The organism is Curvibacter sp. T50, assembly GCF_057219955.1.
In genome coordinates this window covers 1489458-1504239 of record NZ_JBXVVU010000001.1, presented here as the reverse complement: position 1 = coordinate 1504239, position 14782 = coordinate 1489458, and the positions used below count along the sequence as shown (strand labels likewise).

The following is a 14782-nucleotide window of genomic DNA, read 5'->3' as shown; positions in this document are numbered from 1 at the left end:
CCCCAGGATCAGGCAAACACGCCGGCCGTGTCCTGCATGCGCGCCGACACTTCACCCAGGTGGTGCAGGGTGTCGCCGAAGGTCATCTCCAGCTGGGTCAGCTTCTTGAAATAGTGGCTCACGATGTACTCGTCGGTCACACCGATGCCGCCGTGCAATTGCACCGCCTGCTGGCCGACGAAGCGCATCGAGTTGCCCAGCTGGACCTTGGCGCGCGCCATGGCGCGGCGGCGCTCGTCGACAGGGGCGTTGAGCTTGAGGCTGGCGTAGTAGCTCATGGAGCGGGCCAGCTCCAGCTGCATCTTCACGTCGGCCATGCGGTGGCGCAGCGCCTGGAAGCTGGCGATGGGCACGCCGAACTGCTTGCGCGTGTTCATGTACTCGGCGGTGATGGCCACGGTCTTGTCCATCACGCCCACGGCTTCGGCGCAGGCGGCGGCGATGCCGATGTCGATGGCGTGTTCGAGGGCCACGAGGCCGTCGGTGGTGATCAGGCTGGCCGGTGCGTTCGTGAGCTGCAGATCGGCCGCGCGGGCACCGTCCTGCGTGCCGTAGCCGCGCGTGGTCACGCCGGCGGCGCCGCGTTCGACCAGGAACAGGGCAATCTGGCCGTTCACCGTGGCGGGGACGATGAAGGCATCGGCCTGATCACCCGCCGCGACGACGTTCTTGAGACCGTTCAATGACCATGCCGCGCCGGACTGGGTTGCCGTGGTTTCGCAGGCACCGAGCTGGTAGCGGCCCCGGCGCTCCTGGTAGGCCAGCACCACCAGCGCTTCGCCTGCGGCGATCTTCGGCAGCCATGGCGCCTTGAGGGTGTCGCCCGCGTAGCCCGAAAGCACGCCGCCGGCGATCAGCGTCTGGGCCAGGGGCTCCAGCACGATGCCCCGTCCGAGCTCTTCCATGACCACCATGCCCTCGACCGGGCCCATGCCCAGGCCACCGTCGGCTTCCGGAACGTACAGGCCGGCCAGGCCGAGTTCCGCCAATTCGTTGTAGGCCGCGCGGTCGAAGCCGCCGGCCGCCACGGCCTTGCGGCGACGCTCGAAGTCGTAGCCTTTGTCGACCCACTTGCGCACGGCGTCGCGCAGTTGTTGCTGGTCGTCAGAAAAATCGAAGTCCATGTTCGTGTCCTTTCAAGCGTTCGCCCTGAGCGGGTCGAAGGGTGTTCGCAAAAATCGTTGCAGGGCTCAGACTGGCTCAGCCCGGACGGAAGAATCAGCCCAGCACCACCTGGGACACGATGGTGCGCTGCACCTCGTTGCTGCCGCCGTAGATCGTGGTCTTGCGCATGTTGAAATACGTCGAGGCCAGCGGCGCATTGGCCACCACACCGCCGGGGAAGCCGCCCAGCGCACCCGCGGCCGCGTCACCCTGCCAGCCGGCTTCCATGGCCTCGTGGATCAGCGGCAGGCTGTAGGGGCCGGCGGCCAGCATCATCAGCTCGCTGTAGCGCTGCTGGATTTCGCTGCCGCGGATCTTGAGCAGTCCGGCGATGTCCAGCGAGTTCTTCCCCGATTTCTCGGCCGACAGCACCCGCAGCACCAGCATTTCCAGCGCCACAATGTCCACTTCGAGCAGCGCGATCTGGTCGCGGAAACGCATGTCATCCCAGACGCCTTCGGTTTTTGCGATGCGCTTGAGGCGCTCCAGCTCGCGTTTGGCACGGTTCACGTCGGCGATGTTGGTGCGCTCGTGGGAGAGCAGGTGCTTGGCATAGGTCCAACCCTTGTTTTCCTCGCCGATCAGGTTTTCGGCGGGCACCTCGACGTTGTCAAAGAAGACCTCGTTGACCTCACATTCGCCGTCCAGCAGGCGCACCGGACGCACCGTGACGCCGGGCGACTTCATGTCGATCAGCAGAAAGGAGATGCCGGTCTGCGGTTTGCCTTCGGAGCTGGTGCGCACCAGGCAGAAGATCCATTCGCCGTACTGGCCCAGCGTGGTCCAGGCTTTCTGGCCATTGACGATGTATTGGTCGCCGCGGCGTTCCGCGCGGGTCTTGAGCGAGGCCAGGTCCGAGCCCGATCCCGGTTCGCTGTAGCCCTGGCTCCACCAGACTTCCCCGCTGGCGATGCCCGGCAGGAAGCGCTGCTGCTGTGCCGGCGAGCCGAAGGCCATGATGACGGGCGCCACCATCACCGGCCCGAAGGGCACGATACGCGGCGCGCCGGCCAGCGCGCATTCTTCCTCGAACAGGTGCTTTTGCACCGCCGTCCAGCCCGGCCCGCCGAACTCCTTGGGCCAGCCGTAGCCGAGCCAGCCCTTCTTGCCGAGGATCTTGCCCCAGCGTTGCATGTCGTCACGGCTCAGGCGCAAGGCGTTGTGCACCTTGTGCGAGATGTCGGCGGGCAGGTTGTCTCTGACCCAGGCGCGAATGTCGTCGCGAAACTGTTGTTCCTCGGGCGTGAATGCCAGATCCATGCGCTGTTCTCCGGTAGGGCGGCGCAAGAGGCGGCGCGGACGCCGCACGCTTGTCGCAAGTTGATACGGACCGCAGTTTTAGCACGCCCGTTCGATTTCGGCTGTCAGTCCTGCGACAAACCCAGTTCGGCACACAGGCGTTGCACGGTCCCGCGCAGGCGGGCGGTTTCCGCCTCCAGGGCCTCGACGCGCGCGTGCAGGTGGCGCAGTTCCCCGTCGTCGGCCCGGGGTGCGGCGGTGGCTGTTGCTTCGGGGGGCTCGGCCAGCTCCACCGGCCCGGCCAGAAGGTGTGCCCATCGCTGCTCGCGGGCGCCCGGCGCACGGGGCAGGCGCACGACCAGGGGACCGCCTTTTTCCTCGGCGCGCTCCTGCAGTTCGTCCAGGAACGCCTGCACGGACGAGATGTCGGCAAAGCGGTACCAGCGTTCGCTGTTGATGCGCAACTCCCCGGGGGTCTGGGGGCCGCGCAACATCAGCAGGCCCAGCAACACGGCCGATTGCTCAGGCACGCCGAAGACGCGCTGGAAATTGTGTTCGTAGCGGGCGGTGCGCCCGCCGCTGCTTTCGAACACCAGCGACAGCGCACGCAAACTGTCGAGCGCAGCCTGGGCCTGCGCATCGTCAACCTGCATGATCGGGTCACGACTGGTTTTCTGGTTGCAGCCGGTGACCAGGTTGTTCAGGGTCAGGGGGTAGCTGTCGGGTACGGTGCGGGCCTTTTCCATCAGCGTGGCGAGCACGCGGGTTTCGATAGCGGAGAGGGGGCGAGTCGTCATGGCAGGATAATTTTGCGCAAATGAAAAACATCGTGATTTTGATCTCGGGCACCGGCTCGAACATGGCGGCCATTGTCCGGGCCTGTTCCCGTGACGATTGGGGCGTGCGTTTTGGTGCGCGAATCGCCGCGGTGGTGAGCAACCGCCCCCACGCCGGCGGCCTGGCCTGGGCGGCGCAGGAGGGCATTGCTACGGCGGTCGTAGACCACAAAGCCTACCCGGGCCGGGAGGCATTTGACCTGGCCTTGGCCGAGGAAATCGACCGGCATGCCCCGGCGCTGGTGGTGCTGGCGGGATTCATGCGGATTCTCACACCGGCGTTTGTACAACGCTACGAAGGGCGCCTGGTCAACATTCACCCGTCGCTGTTGCCGGCATTCCCGGGTCTTCACACCCATGAACGGGCCTTGGCGGAGGGCTGCCGGTTTGCCGGTGCGACGGTACACCGGGTGACGGCCGAACTTGACCACGGCGAAATCCTGGAGCAGGCGGTGGTGCCTGTTCTGCCAGCGGACACCGCCGACACGCTGGCGGCCCGTGTATTGACTCAGGAACATCTGATCTACCCGCGTGCGCTGGTCCGACTGCTCTCTGGGGGCGTTCAAAAACCATAGCGTAGTGTGACGTTTTTGCGCTGGGTATCGGTGGTTTTTGCTGAATTTCTGGCGTTCCCGGGGCTGGGGGTGCCTTTGGTGCCGGCGGCGCCCCGGTGGGACAATCCAGCCCATGCACCCCAAAGCTCTCCTAGACGCCTGCGCTGAAACGGTTCGCCAGGTGTTGCTGTTTCAGCACCCGGCCGATGCCGTGGTTTCCCGTTTCGTCCGTGAAAACCGCCTGGGAGTGCGCGAGCGCGCCACCGTGGCGGATACCGCCTACACCGTCCTGCGCGAAAAACTGAGGTTCGAAAGCCTGGCGCGCTCGGGCATGGGGCCGCGCGAACGCCGTCTGGCCATTCTGGCCTTTCAGGGGCCACGTGATTTTCTCAAGAGTGCGCTGACCGAGTCCGAAAAACACTGGCTCGATGCGTGCGATGCGATTGATCCGGCCACTTTGCCCGAGCCCAGCCGGCATAACCTGCCCGAATGGCTGGCAACCGCGTTGCGGGCCCAGGTCGGCGACGAGTTTTCCGCGCTGGCGGGTTGTCTGCTGGGCCCGGCGCCGCTGGATCTGCGCGTCAACCTGCTCAACGCCCGCCGGACCGAACTGCGGGAGGAAATGGCGCGTGAAGGTTTGTCCGCCGTCGAGACCCCCTATTCGCCCTGGGGCCTGCGCCTTGAAGGCAAACCGGTCCTCAATCGTCTGGATGCCTTCACCCGTGGTGCGATCGAGGTCCAGGACGAAGGCTCGCAGTTGCTGGCCTGGGTGCTGGAGGCAAGACGCGGCGAGATGGTGGTCGACTTCTGTGCCGGTGCCGGAGGAAAGACGCTGGCGATCGGAGCCGCGATGCGCAACACCGGTCGCCTGTACGCCTTCGATACGTCGGCGCATCGGCTGGACGCGCTCAAGCCGCGCCTGGCGCGCAGCGGGCTGTCCAACGTGCATCCGGCCGCGATTGCCCACGAGCGCGATGAACGCATCAAACGCCTGGCTGGCAAGATGGACCGGGTGCTGGTCGATGCGCCGTGTTCCGGCCTGGGCACCTTGAGACGCAGCCCGGACCTCAAGTGGCGCCAGTCGCCCAAGGACATCGAGGAACTGGCGGCACGGCAGTTTGCGATCCTCAGCAGCGCTGCGCGGCTGGTCAAAGCGGGGGGACGGCTGGTGTACGCCACCTGCAGCCTGCTCACCGAGGAAAACGAAGCGGTCGCCGAGCGTTTCACGCAGGAGTTTGCGCGGGCGGCGGACGGATTCCGCCTGCAGCCCATGGTCGATATCTTCGAACGTCTGAAGCTGCATGCGCCGGCCTCGCTGTGTTCCGGACCACATTCCGGCGGGGAATATCTGCGTCTGTGGCCGCACCGGCATGGCACGGACGGCTTTTTCGCCGCAGCCTGGGAAAGAATCTGAAGCCATCCACCAAGGCCTGCACCTACAATTGCGGACGGTACGGCCGCTGTCATTCGGTCGCCCCGTCGTCCATTCATCGCCTGAACCCTCATGAACGTTTCCGATTCTCCGGTGCTCAATCACGCCCTCGACTGGCTGGCCCACGGTGCTCTCGATCTGGCCTGGTGGCAGCTGATCCTGGTCACGCTGGCCTTGACGCATGTCACGATCGCCAGCGTGACAATTTTCCTGCATCGGCACCAGGCGCATCGGGCGCTGGACTTGCACCCGGCCGTCTCACATTTCTTTCGCTTCTGGCTCTGGCTCACCACCGGGCAGGTGACCCGGGAATGGGCGTCCATCCACCGCAAGCACCATGCCAAGTGCGAGCAGCCGGGGGACCCGCACAGCCCGCATGTATTCGGCATCCGTACCGTGTTCTGGAAAGGCGCGGAGCTGTACCGTGCCGAGTCGCGCAACCCCGAGACCATGGCCCGCTACGGTCATGGCACACCCGATGACTGGATCGAGCGCACCATCTACACGCCGCATTCGGCTCTGGGGGTGAGCCTGATGCTGGTGATCGATGTTGCGCTGTTCGGGGTGGCCGGGCTGACCGTCTGGGCGGTGCAGATGGCCTGGATCCCGGTTACGGCAGCCGGTGTGATCAATGGTATTGGCCATTGGTGGGGTTATCGCAACTTCGAGGCGCAGGACGCCAGCACCAACATCTCGCCCTGGGGGATCCTGATCGGGGGGGAAGAGCTGCACAACAACCATCATACTTACCCGACTTCGGCGAAACTTTCGGTCAAGCCCTTCGAATTTGACATCGGCTGGGCCTACATCCGTGCGCTGTCCGCGCTGGGCCTGGCGACGGTGAAGAAAACGCCGCCCCGCCTGGCCTTCGGCGATGTCCGACCCGTCGCCGACGAGGCCACGCTGGAAGCGTTGATTGCCCACCGCTATGAGGTCATGGCCGGCTACGCCCGGCAGATGCGTGCCGTCCTGCAGGATGAAGTCGAGGCGATGCGTGTGCGTGCCCTCGATGCGACGGCGCTTCAGGCGGCACGCCGCTGGATGCACCGGGATCCGGACAAGGTGCCGGCGGCGGTGCGTGCGCAACTGGCTCAGGCCCGTGCGGCCTTGCCCGGCGTCGACAAGATGGTGGCCATGCGCGAAGAATTGCGTCAGCTGTGGCTCAACACCAGTGTGTCCCGCGAGCAGTTGACGGCGGATCTGCAGGCCTGGTGTCGGCGGGCGGAGGACAGTGGTGTGGCGGCGCTGCGGGAGTTTTCACTCCGGCTTCGGACCGCGCGGGCCTGACGCGACTTTTTCCGGGCCGGCAGGAACCCGCCAGGTCGTCAGCGCAAGAAAACAGCCCGCAAAAAAGCCCGCATCAGGCGGGCTTTTTTTTGCGTAACCTGACGGGCAGGACCCCGGGGTGGAGTCCCGCAACCGCCGGACGTCACTTGAGTTTGACTTCCTTGTACTCGACGTGCTTGCGAGCTTTGGGGTCGAACTTCATGATCGACATTTTTTCCGGCATGGTCTTCTTGTTCTTGCTGGTCGTGTAGAAGTGACCGGTGTTGGCTGTCGATTGCAGCTTGATTTTTTCGCGTCCGCCTTTACTGGCCATGATTTCGCTCCTTGAAGTTCAGTGGGTTCAGGCCTGGCCGCGAGCGCGCAGGTCTGCGAGCACGGCGTCGATACCATTCTTGTCGATCAGGCGCAAAGCAGCGCTGGAGACGCGCAGACGCACCCAGCGGTTTTCGCTCTCGACCCAGAAGCGGCGGTATTGCAGGTTCGGCAGGAACCGGCGTTTGGTTTTGTTGTTGGCGTGGGAAACGTTGTTCCCGACCATGGGCTTCTTGCCCGTGACGTCGCAGACGCGTGCCATGTGGACACTCCGATACTTTTTCAATCCGGCTGACCGCAGCGGGGCGGCACCTGGGGTGCCCGCCTGGCGGCTCAGCCTCACCTCGCCAGAAGGGTGGCGGTAACCCGATTTGCCGCATGGGAGACACGCGCAATGCGCGCGTCGCTCAATTTCAGCAAAGCCGTCGATTATAGGCCAGATTCAGTCGTTTTGTTCCAGAAAGCGCTGGGCATCCAGCGCTGCCATGCAGCCCGTGCCTGCGCTGGTGATCGCCTGGCGGTAGACATGGTCCTGTACATCACCGGCAGCGAAGATGCCTTCAACCGATGTCTGGGTCGCGAAACCCTTCAGTCCGCCCTGCGTGACGATATAGCCTCCCTCCATGGCCAACTGACCCTGAAAGATGTCGGTGTTCGGGGAGTGCCCAATGGCGATGAAGCATCCTTTGAGCTCCAGATCTTCCGTGCTGTCATCCTTTGTGTTGCGGATGCGCACGCCAGTTACCCCCGAAGAATCACCCAGAACCTCGTCCAGTGTCCGGAAGGTTTTCAGTTCGATTTTCCCGGCGGCAACTTTGTCCATCAGTTTGTCGACCAGGATCGGCTCCGCTTTGAATCGGTCGCGCCGGTGGATCAGGTAGACCTTGCTGGCAATGTTGGACAAGTACAGTGCCTCCTCGACCGCAGTGTTTCCGCCTCCGACCACACAGCACACCTGATCCCGGTAGAAAAAACCGTCGCAAGTGGCGCAACCGGATACCCCTCGGCCCATGAAGGCGGTTTCCGAGGGCAGGCCCAGATATTTGGCCGAAGCACCCGTCGCGATGATCAGCGCGTCACAGGTGTAGGTTCCGCTGTCGCCGGTCAGTTTGAAGGGGCGTCGACTGAAGTCAACTGCGTTGATGTGGTCGAAAACGATCTGGGTCTTGAACCGTTCGGCATGCTCCAGAAATCGCTGCATCAGGTCGGGCCCCTGGACGCCGTGAACATCGGCCGGCCAGTTGTCGACTTCGGTGGTGGTCATGAGCTGGCCGCCTTGCGCGATTCCGGTGATCAGGACCGGATTGAGGTTGGCCCGCGCCGCATACACCGCAGCGGTATATCCGGCCGGACCTGAGCCCAGGATGAGAACTTTTGCATGCAAGTTGGGGGTCATAATCGGACAGTTTTCCTATTCATCGGAGAGCGCGTGTACATTCGCGGCGGAGGGGGATCAAGCGACGGGCATTTTCATCGATCACAATGGTCTTGCCCTCGTCTGGCAATCATTGTAGAAAGCCCCGCGCAGACCTTCAGGCATTCGCAGGAGTAGGCCCATGACCATGTTGTCCAATCTCGAATTGATCCGGCGGGTTCCGCTGTTCTCCATGTTGACGGAAACGCAGGCGAATTCGGTATCCCAAGCCGTCGTCAAGCGTCGCTTCAAGCGGGGCGAAGCGATTGTTGAGCAGGGCAAGAAAAGCAATGCGCTGTTCATCATTCTGACCGGACGGGCGCGCGTCGTCAGTGCCGACGGCCGGGGTCGCGAGGTGATTCTGGCCAACATGACGCCCGGCGACTACATCGGCGAGATGAGTCTCATCGACAACGAACCCCACTCGGCAACCGTTCGGGCCGAAGTGCAGACGGATGTGCTGATGCTCGGCCGGCTGGAGTTCGCGCGCTGCCTGCCTGAAAACACCTCCATGGCCTACGCGGTGATGAAAGGCCTGGTGCAGCGGCTTCGCCATGCAGACCGCAAGATCGAATCGCTGGCGCTGATGGACGTGTATGGCCGTGTCGCCCGCGCCTTGATTGAAAGTTCCGTACCCAACAAAGACGGATTTGGTCTGATAAAGGACCGAATTTCCCGCCAGGATCTGGCAAAGATGGTTGGCGCCTCCCGCGAGATGGTCAGCCGCGTGATGAAGGACCTGGAGGAACGGGGCTTCATCGAGGCGCAGGAGGATGGGTCGACCCTCATCAAGGAGCGTCTCAGTTCACTGACCTGAAGCCCGGTTTGCGATACCCTAGGGCAGCGCCTGCGGCGTGTGCAGAGGCTGGCGTGGCGTTGTTGCGCCGCGGGTCCGAGCAGGGCTCGCCATCATCGCTGGCAATTTGCGCGACACGGGCAGATGATCTCCTCCGACGGGCGTTCCGCTGGGCAGGTGGTCATCTCAAACCCGGTTTTTGAGTAACCATGGCCTCGTTTATTGCCCGGATGACCCTTTCGATCCCGTCCCCTACCTCCTCGACCCGCCGTGATCCGGTCGATGCCTCGCCGCGAACGGGGGGCGAGATTGCGCTGGTTCTGGGTTTGTTGTTGCTGGCCTATTGTTTCCTCTCGCTGGTGACCTATGCTGCAAGTGACCCTGCGTGGTCGACTTCCGGCGGGCACGATGCCACGGTGCGCAATCTGGGAGGGCGCGCCGGTGCGTGGATCGCTGACCTGGGCTACTTTCTGCTGGGCTATTCCGTGTGGTGGCTGTTGGCCCTGGGTGGCTGGAAATGGCTGAAAGCGCTGGCCCGGTGGTTGCGTGGTGAAGCAGCCGAGTCCTCCTGGCGCCGGCGGGCAACAACGGCCGCAGGGATCTTGGCCTTGTTGATAGCCAGTGCCCTGCTGGAGTGGTCGCGACTGTATCGATTCGAGGCCGGACTGCCGGGCCATTCGGGCGGCGTTCTGGGATACTGGCTGGGCCCCATGGGTATCCGGTGGCTGGGGTTTACCGGATCGGCGCTGGTGGCGTTGGTCCTGGGTGTCATTGCGGCGAGCCTTGCTTTCGGTTTCTCCTGGGCATCGGTGGCGGAATGGCTGGGGGCGCGGATCGAGCGAGTCGTTCAGGCCGCGCGCGATCGCCGCGAGAAAGCCCATGACGTTGAACTGGGTCGCCAGGCCGCGCAGGAGCGGGCCGACGGCCTGATGGAACTGCGCGAAGAAGTGGAGGAGCATCCCCCGATCCCGGTACAGATCGAGCCGGTGATTGTCCCGACGCCCCCCAGTGCGCGCGTGGCGCGCGAACGCCAGAAACCGCTGTTTCAGGAGATTGCCGACAGCAGGCTGCCGCAGGTGGATTTGCTCGATGCGCCGCCGGGACGCCAGGAGACCGTGGCTGCGGAGACTCTCGAGATGACCAGCCGCCTGATCGAGAAGAAGCTGCGCGATTTCGGGGTTGAGGTTCGGGTGGTGCTGGCGTCACCCGGACCGGTCATTACCCGATACGAGATCGAACCCGCCACGGGTGTCAAAGGTTCACAGATCGTCAATCTGGCGAAAGACCTGGCCCGTTCGCTGTCGCTGGTGTCCATTCGGGTGATCGAGACCATTCCGGGCAAGAACTTCATGGCGCTGGAGTTGCCCAATGCCAAGCGACAGATGATCCGGCTCAGCGAGATTCTTGGCTCGCAGGTCTATAACGATGCTAGGTCCCTGTTGACCATGGGCCTGGGCAAGGACATCGTGGGTAATCCGGTGGTCGCCGACCTGGCCAAGATGCCGCATGTGCTGGTGGCCGGCACAACGGGCTCGGGCAAGTCGGTGGGTATCAACGGAATGATCCTTTCGCTCCTGTACAAGGCGGAAGCCAAGGATGTTCGTTTGCTGATGATCGACCCCAAGATGCTGGAGATGTCGGTTTATGAAGGCATTCCGCATCTGCTGTGCCCGGTGGTCACCGACATGAAGCAGGCCGCCAACGGCCTCAACTGGTGCGTGGCCGAAATGGAGCGACGCTACAAGTTGATGAGCAAGCTGGGTGTGCGCAATCTGGCGGGCTACAACACCAAGATCGACGAAGCGAAGGCGCGTGAGGAATTCATCTACAACCCGTTCAGCCTGACACCGGAAACGCCCGAACCACTGGAGCGGTTGCCACATATCGTGGTGGTCATTGATGAACTGGCCGATCTGATGATGGTGGTGGGCAAAAAGATCGAGGAACTGATCGCCCGCCTGGCGCAGAAGGCCCGGGCTGCCGGCATCCATCTGATATTGGCGACACAACGTCCCAGTGTGGATGTCATCACCGGCCTGATCAAAGCCAATATTCCGACCCGCATCGCCTTTCAGGTGAGCAGCAAGATCGACAGCCGCACCATCCTGGACCAGATGGGGGCCGAAGCCTTGCTGGGTATGGGCGACATGTTGTACATGCCCTCGGGGACCGGTTTTCCGGTTCGGGTCCACGGAGCCTTTGTCAGCGACGAGGAGGTCCACCGGGTCGTCAGTTGCCTCAAGAGCCTGGGCGAGCCCAACTACATCGACGGCATTCTGGAAGGCGGGACCCTGGACGGTGACGAGTCATCGGCTGAACTCGCGGGCGAGGGCGGCGGGGAGAAGGACCCAATGTATGACCAGGCGGTGGCGGTGGTGCTGCAGGACCGCAAGGCCAGCATTTCATACGTTCAGCGCAAGCTGCGCATCGGCTACAACCGCTCTGCGCGCTTGTTGGAAGATATGGAAAAAGCCGGGCTGGTCAGTGCGTTGTCCAGCAGCGGCCAGCGGGAAGTACTGGTTCCCGCCCGTTCGTCGGGAGATTGACCATGGTGTCCGTAATGAGGCGGCTTTGGGCTTACCGGCGGTCAAATTGTCTGGGGTTTATTGGCGCTGTGCGAGTGCTGGTGGCCACGCTGGCGCTCGGCCAGGCACATGCGGTGGTGGCCGGCGGGCTGGCCAGCCTGGAGAGTTTTCTGAGCAATACCCGTTCAGGGCGGGCGAGTTTCACCCAGGTCGTCACCCCGCCCGCGCGGGACGGACAGATCAGCCGGGGTCGAACTTCCACTGGCGTTTTCGAGTTCCAGCGCCCGTCGCGTTTCCGGTTCGTCTATGCCAAGCCGTTTGAGCAGACCATCGTCGCCGATGGCCAGACGCTGTGGCATTTCGACGCGGACCTCAACCAGGTTACGGCGCGCAAGCAAAGTGATGTATTGGCCGCGACCCCCGTGGCGCTGGTTGCTTCGGCCAGTGACCTGCGGTCGCTCCAGCGCGACTTTGTGTTGCAGGACGCGCCCGATCAAGACGGCCTGCAGTGGGTTCTGGCGTCTCCCCGGTCCGCGGAGGGAACCCTGAAATCGGTGCGAATCGGACTGAAACCGGGTGAGCGGGGCGCAAGCCTGGCGGTGCTGGACATGATCGACAGTTTTGGCCAACGTTCGGTCTTGACGTTGAATGGTTTCGAAATCAATGCCAACCTTGCGGCGGGAACCTTCCAGTTCCGGCCACCGCCGGGCGCGGATGTCATTCGTCCGTGAGCGCGGCCGAGCTCCCGTGAAGCCGCTCGAATCCACCGCCCGCAGAGCGACAGCGGTTCCGCTGGCCGAACAGATGCGTCCACGGACCCTGGGCGAGGTCATTGGACAAAAGCATCTGCTGGGTGACGGTATGGCACTGCGACTGGCCTTCGAATCGGGTCAGCCCCACAGTTGCATCCTCTGGGGGCCACCGGGCGTGGGCAAAACGACCATCGCCCGGCTGATGGCCGATGCCTTTGATGCGCAGTTCATCGCGATCAGCGCAGTGTTGGGCGGCGTCAAGGACATTCGCGAGGCGGTCGATCGCGCCGAGGCGGTGCGGGATAGCCTCCATGCCCAACGGACATTGGTGTTCGTCGACGAGGTTCATCGCTTCAACAAGAGTCAGCAGGATGCCTTCCTGCCGCATGTGGAAAGCGGTCTGTTCACCTTTGTCGGGGCCACCACCGAAAATCCGTCGTTCGAAGTCAACTCGGCTTTGTTGTCGCGGGCGGCGGTTTACGTGCTGAAAGCGCTTTCGGACGACGATTTGAGGGAAATTCTGGCAAGAGCCATCGCTTTTTCGTCACTTCCCGCTATTGATTCGGAAGCGGTCGAGCGTCTCGTTGCCTACGCCGACGGCGACGCTCGGCGTTTGCTCAATACCCTGGAGAACCTGGCCGTGGCGGCCACACGAGAGAACCTTGCGCGCATCAGCGATGCCTGGCTGCTGCGGGTGCTGGGCGAGCGTCTGCGCCGTTATGACAAAGGGGGAGAACAGTTCTACGACACCATATCGGCGCTGCACAAGAGCGTGCGCGGGTCTGACCCGGACGCTGCGTTGTATTGGTTCGCCCGCATGCTCGACGGCGGTGCAGATCCCCGATATCTGTCCCGCCGCATGATCCGAATGGCCAGCGAGGATATCGGTCTGGCCGATCCCCGTGCCCTGCGCCTGGCGCTCGACGCTGCCGAGACCTACGAACGCCTGGGCAGCCCGGAAGGAGAGCTGGCTCTGGCCGAATGCCTGGTCTATCTGGCGGTGGCGCCCAAGTCCAACGCGGTCTACAAGGCCTTCAAGGCGGCGCAGGCTTTCGTGCGCGAGGATGGCACCCGTCCGGTGCCTTTGCATCTGCGCAACGCACCGACCCGCCTGATGAAAGAACTGGATTACGGCAAAAACTACCGCTATGCGCACGACGAGGAGGATGGCTTTGCTGCCGGAGAACGGTATTTGCCAGACGGCATGGCCGATCCGGGTTTCTATAAGCCGGTCCCTCGGGGCCTGGAGATTCGTATCGCCGATAAGCTCGCAGAGTTGCGCCGCATGAATAATAAGTCGGACTGATAGAAGGCCTTTTGCGCTGATGAAGCCGCAAACAGAGGGAAAACCCCGGCTGTCAGTTTGGCATCAGCTTTCTTGCCGTTCGCTACAATTCACCGCTGAAACCCGCCACTGTGTGTGTCATGGCGGGTTTTTTGCTAGGTAGCCGCCCAGCTCACAAGGTTCGACGCGCTACAGTCACCCATCGGTGGCGCGACAAACCCCGTAGCCGGTCATAAAACTCGGAGATTCAATCTATGGACATTCTGCTGCAACAGATCATCAACGGTCTGGTTCTCGGCAGCATGTACGCCCTGATAGCCCTTGGCTACACCATGGTGTACGGCATCATTCAGCTCATCAATTTCGCCCATGGCGAGGTGCTCATGGTCGGTGCGCTGACCAGTTGGGTCATCATCGGCATGATGCAGGCGGCCATGCCGGGCGCACCGGGATGGATCATCCTGCTGCTGGCCACCGCCATCGCCTGTGTAGTCGCAGCGGCATTGAACTTCTCGATCGAGAAAATTGCCTACCGGCCCCTGCGCAATAGTCCACGGCTGGCTCCGCTGATTACCGCGATCGGTATGTCCATCCTGCTGCAGACGCTGGCCATGATCATTTTCAAGGCCAATTACAAGCCTTATCCCACCTTGCTGCCGGCGGCGCCCTTCCAGATCGGTGGTGCGGTGATCACGTCCACGCAGATCATGATCCTGGGCGTCACCGCCATTTCCCTGGCGGTGCTGATGTGGCTGGTCAACGCCACTCGGTTGGGACGTGCGATGCGTGCGACCGCAGAAAACCCACGCGTTGCGGCGCTGATGGGGGTCAAGCCCGACATGGTGATCTCGGCGACCTTCATCATCGGCGCCATCCTGGCCACCATCGCCGGCGTCATGTACGCGTCCAATTACGGCACCGTGCAGCACACCATGGGTTTCCTGCCGGGGCTGAAGGCCTTCACCGCCGCCGTTTTCGGCGGCATCGGCAACCTGGCCGGTGCCGTCATTGGCGGCATATTGCTGGGTCTGATCGAAGCCATCGGTTCGGGATACATCGGGGCGTTGACAGGCGGACTGCTGGGTAGCCACTATGCCGACATCTTCGCGTTCATTGTGCTGATCATCGTGCTGACGCTGCGGCCGTCCGGGCTGCTCGGCGAACGTGTGGCCGATCGCGCCTGACC

Annotated in this window: 14 protein-coding genes; 8 read left to right on the top strand and 6 right to left on the bottom strand. The window is 63.1% G+C overall.

Annotated features, from left to right (window positions below):
* Nucleotides 1-8: 8 nt before the first annotated feature.
* The 3 genes from AC2EBU_RS07115 to AC2EBU_RS07105 all read right to left on the bottom strand — a co-directional run bounded on the left by AC2EBU_RS07115 (nucleotide 9) and on the right by AC2EBU_RS07105 (nucleotide 3200).
* Complete coding sequence (locus AC2EBU_RS07115; protein ID WP_484609663.1) at nucleotides 9-1124, bottom strand: acyl-CoA dehydrogenase family protein; 1116 nt, start codon at nucleotides 1122-1124, stop codon at nucleotides 9-11.
* Between the two features lie 94 nt (nucleotides 1125-1218).
* Nucleotides 1219-2424: an acyl-CoA dehydrogenase family protein gene (locus tag AC2EBU_RS07110; protein WP_484609662.1), complete on the bottom strand. Its 1206-nt coding sequence runs from the start codon at nucleotides 2422-2424 to the stop codon at nucleotides 1219-1221.
* Between the two features lie 104 nt (nucleotides 2425-2528).
* Nucleotides 2529-3200 carry a YceH family protein gene (locus AC2EBU_RS07105; RefSeq protein ID WP_484609661.1) on the bottom strand — a complete coding sequence of 224 codons (672 nt, stop codon included), beginning with the start codon at nucleotides 3198-3200 and terminating at the stop codon, nucleotides 2529-2531.
* Between the two features lie 20 nt (nucleotides 3201-3220).
* Between AC2EBU_RS07105 and purN the strand changes: the two genes are divergently transcribed.
* The 3 genes from purN to AC2EBU_RS07090 all read left to right on the top strand — a co-directional run bounded on the left by purN (nucleotide 3221) and on the right by AC2EBU_RS07090 (nucleotide 6512).
* On the top strand, nucleotides 3221-3814 hold the full coding sequence (gene purN / locus AC2EBU_RS07100) for a phosphoribosylglycinamide formyltransferase (RefSeq protein WP_484609660.1): 594 nt from the start codon (nucleotides 3221-3223) through the stop codon (nucleotides 3812-3814).
* A gap of 112 nt (nucleotides 3815-3926) precedes the next feature.
* Nucleotides 3927-5207 carry an RsmB/NOP family class I SAM-dependent RNA methyltransferase gene (locus tag AC2EBU_RS07095; RefSeq protein WP_484609659.1) on the top strand — a complete coding sequence of 427 codons (1281 nt, stop codon included), beginning with the start codon at nucleotides 3927-3929 and terminating at the stop codon, nucleotides 5205-5207.
* A gap of 90 nt (nucleotides 5208-5297) precedes the next feature.
* Nucleotides 5298-6512, top strand: coding sequence for a DesA family fatty acid desaturase (locus AC2EBU_RS07090; RefSeq protein WP_484609658.1), 1215 nt, complete (start codon nucleotides 5298-5300; stop codon nucleotides 6510-6512).
* A gap of 142 nt (nucleotides 6513-6654) precedes the next feature.
* Here AC2EBU_RS07090 and rpmG read toward each other — a convergent pair whose 3' ends face one another.
* The 3 genes from rpmG to trxB all read right to left on the bottom strand — a co-directional run bounded on the left by rpmG (nucleotide 6655) and on the right by trxB (nucleotide 8220).
* The gene (rpmG, locus tag AC2EBU_RS07085; RefSeq protein WP_484609657.1) at nucleotides 6655-6825 is read right to left on the bottom strand and encodes a 50S ribosomal protein L33; all 171 of its coding nucleotides are present in this window, start codon (nucleotides 6823-6825) and stop codon (nucleotides 6655-6657) included.
* Between the two features lie 27 nt (nucleotides 6826-6852).
* Nucleotides 6853-7086, bottom strand: coding sequence for a 50S ribosomal protein L28 (gene rpmB / locus AC2EBU_RS07080; protein WP_484609656.1), 234 nt, complete (start codon nucleotides 7084-7086; stop codon nucleotides 6853-6855).
* A gap of 180 nt (nucleotides 7087-7266) precedes the next feature.
* Nucleotides 7267-8220: a thioredoxin-disulfide reductase gene (gene trxB, locus AC2EBU_RS07075; RefSeq protein ID WP_484609655.1), complete on the bottom strand. Its 954-nt coding sequence runs from the start codon at nucleotides 8218-8220 to the stop codon at nucleotides 7267-7269.
* A 160-nt stretch (nucleotides 8221-8380) separates the two neighbouring features.
* Between trxB and AC2EBU_RS07070 the strand changes: the two genes are divergently transcribed.
* The 5 genes from AC2EBU_RS07070 (at nucleotide 8381) to AC2EBU_RS07050 (ending at nucleotide 14780) form a co-directional block, all read left to right on the top strand.
* The gene (locus AC2EBU_RS07070; protein ID WP_484609654.1) at nucleotides 8381-9055 is read left to right on the top strand and encodes a Crp/Fnr family transcriptional regulator; all 675 of its coding nucleotides are present in this window, start codon (nucleotides 8381-8383) and stop codon (nucleotides 9053-9055) included.
* 209 nt (nucleotides 9056-9264) lie between these two features.
* The gene (locus AC2EBU_RS07065) at nucleotides 9265-11580 is read left to right on the top strand and encodes a DNA translocase FtsK (protein WP_484609653.1); all 2316 of its coding nucleotides are present in this window, start codon (nucleotides 9265-9267) and stop codon (nucleotides 11578-11580) included.
* A gap of 14 nt (nucleotides 11581-11594) precedes the next feature.
* Nucleotides 11595-12290, top strand: a complete 696-nt coding sequence (lolA, locus tag AC2EBU_RS07060; RefSeq protein WP_484610135.1) for an outer membrane lipoprotein periplasmic chaperone LolA — start codon at nucleotides 11595-11597, stop codon at nucleotides 12288-12290.
* Between the two features lie 73 nt (nucleotides 12291-12363).
* Nucleotides 12364-13617 carry a replication-associated recombination protein A gene (locus AC2EBU_RS07055; protein WP_484610134.1) on the top strand — a complete coding sequence of 418 codons (1254 nt, stop codon included), beginning with the start codon at nucleotides 12364-12366 and terminating at the stop codon, nucleotides 13615-13617.
* A 233-nt stretch (nucleotides 13618-13850) separates the two neighbouring features.
* The gene (locus AC2EBU_RS07050) at nucleotides 13851-14780 is read left to right on the top strand and encodes a branched-chain amino acid ABC transporter permease (protein ID WP_484609652.1); all 930 of its coding nucleotides are present in this window, start codon (nucleotides 13851-13853) and stop codon (nucleotides 14778-14780) included.
* Nucleotides 14781-14782: the final 2 nt, after the last annotated feature.

Excerpts from the sequence above, each read along its gene's own strand:
- rpmB (WP_484609656.1), bottom strand. The coding sequence starts at position 7,086 with ATGGCACGCGTCTGCGACGTCACGGGCAAGAAGCCCATGGTCGGGAAC.
- lolA (WP_484610135.1), top strand. The coding sequence starts at position 11,595 with ATGAGGCGGCTTTGGGCTTACCGGCGGTCAAATTGTCTGGGGTTTATT.
- AC2EBU_RS07070 (WP_484609654.1), top strand. The coding sequence starts at position 8,381 with ATGACCATGTTGTCCAATCTCGAATTGATCCGGCGGGTTCCGCTGTTC.
- AC2EBU_RS07090 (WP_484609658.1), top strand. The coding sequence starts at position 5,298 with ATGAACGTTTCCGATTCTCCGGTGCTCAATCACGCCCTCGACTGGCTG.
- rpmG (WP_484609657.1), bottom strand. The coding sequence starts at position 6,825 with ATGGCCAGTAAAGGCGGACGCGAAAAAATCAAGCTGCAATCGACAGCC.
- trxB (WP_484609655.1), bottom strand. The coding sequence starts at position 8,220 with ATGACCCCCAACTTGCATGCAAAAGTTCTCATCCTGGGCTCAGGTCCG.
- AC2EBU_RS07095 (WP_484609659.1), top strand. The coding sequence starts at position 3,927 with ATGCACCCCAAAGCTCTCCTAGACGCCTGCGCTGAAACGGTTCGCCAG.
- AC2EBU_RS07055 (WP_484610134.1), top strand. The coding sequence starts at position 12,364 with ATGCGTCCACGGACCCTGGGCGAGGTCATTGGACAAAAGCATCTGCTG.
- AC2EBU_RS07115 (WP_484609663.1), bottom strand. The coding sequence starts at position 1,124 with ATGGACTTCGATTTTTCTGACGACCAGCAACAACTGCGCGACGCCGTG.
- AC2EBU_RS07110 (WP_484609662.1), bottom strand. The coding sequence starts at position 2,424 with ATGGATCTGGCATTCACGCCCGAGGAACAACAGTTTCGCGACGACATT.
- AC2EBU_RS07065 (WP_484609653.1), top strand. The coding sequence starts at position 9,265 with ATGACCCTTTCGATCCCGTCCCCTACCTCCTCGACCCGCCGTGATCCG.
- AC2EBU_RS07050 (WP_484609652.1), top strand. The coding sequence starts at position 13,851 with ATGGACATTCTGCTGCAACAGATCATCAACGGTCTGGTTCTCGGCAGC.
- purN (WP_484609660.1), top strand. The coding sequence starts at position 3,221 with ATGAAAAACATCGTGATTTTGATCTCGGGCACCGGCTCGAACATGGCG.
- AC2EBU_RS07105 (WP_484609661.1), bottom strand. The coding sequence starts at position 3,200 with ATGACGACTCGCCCCCTCTCCGCTATCGAAACCCGCGTGCTCGCCACG.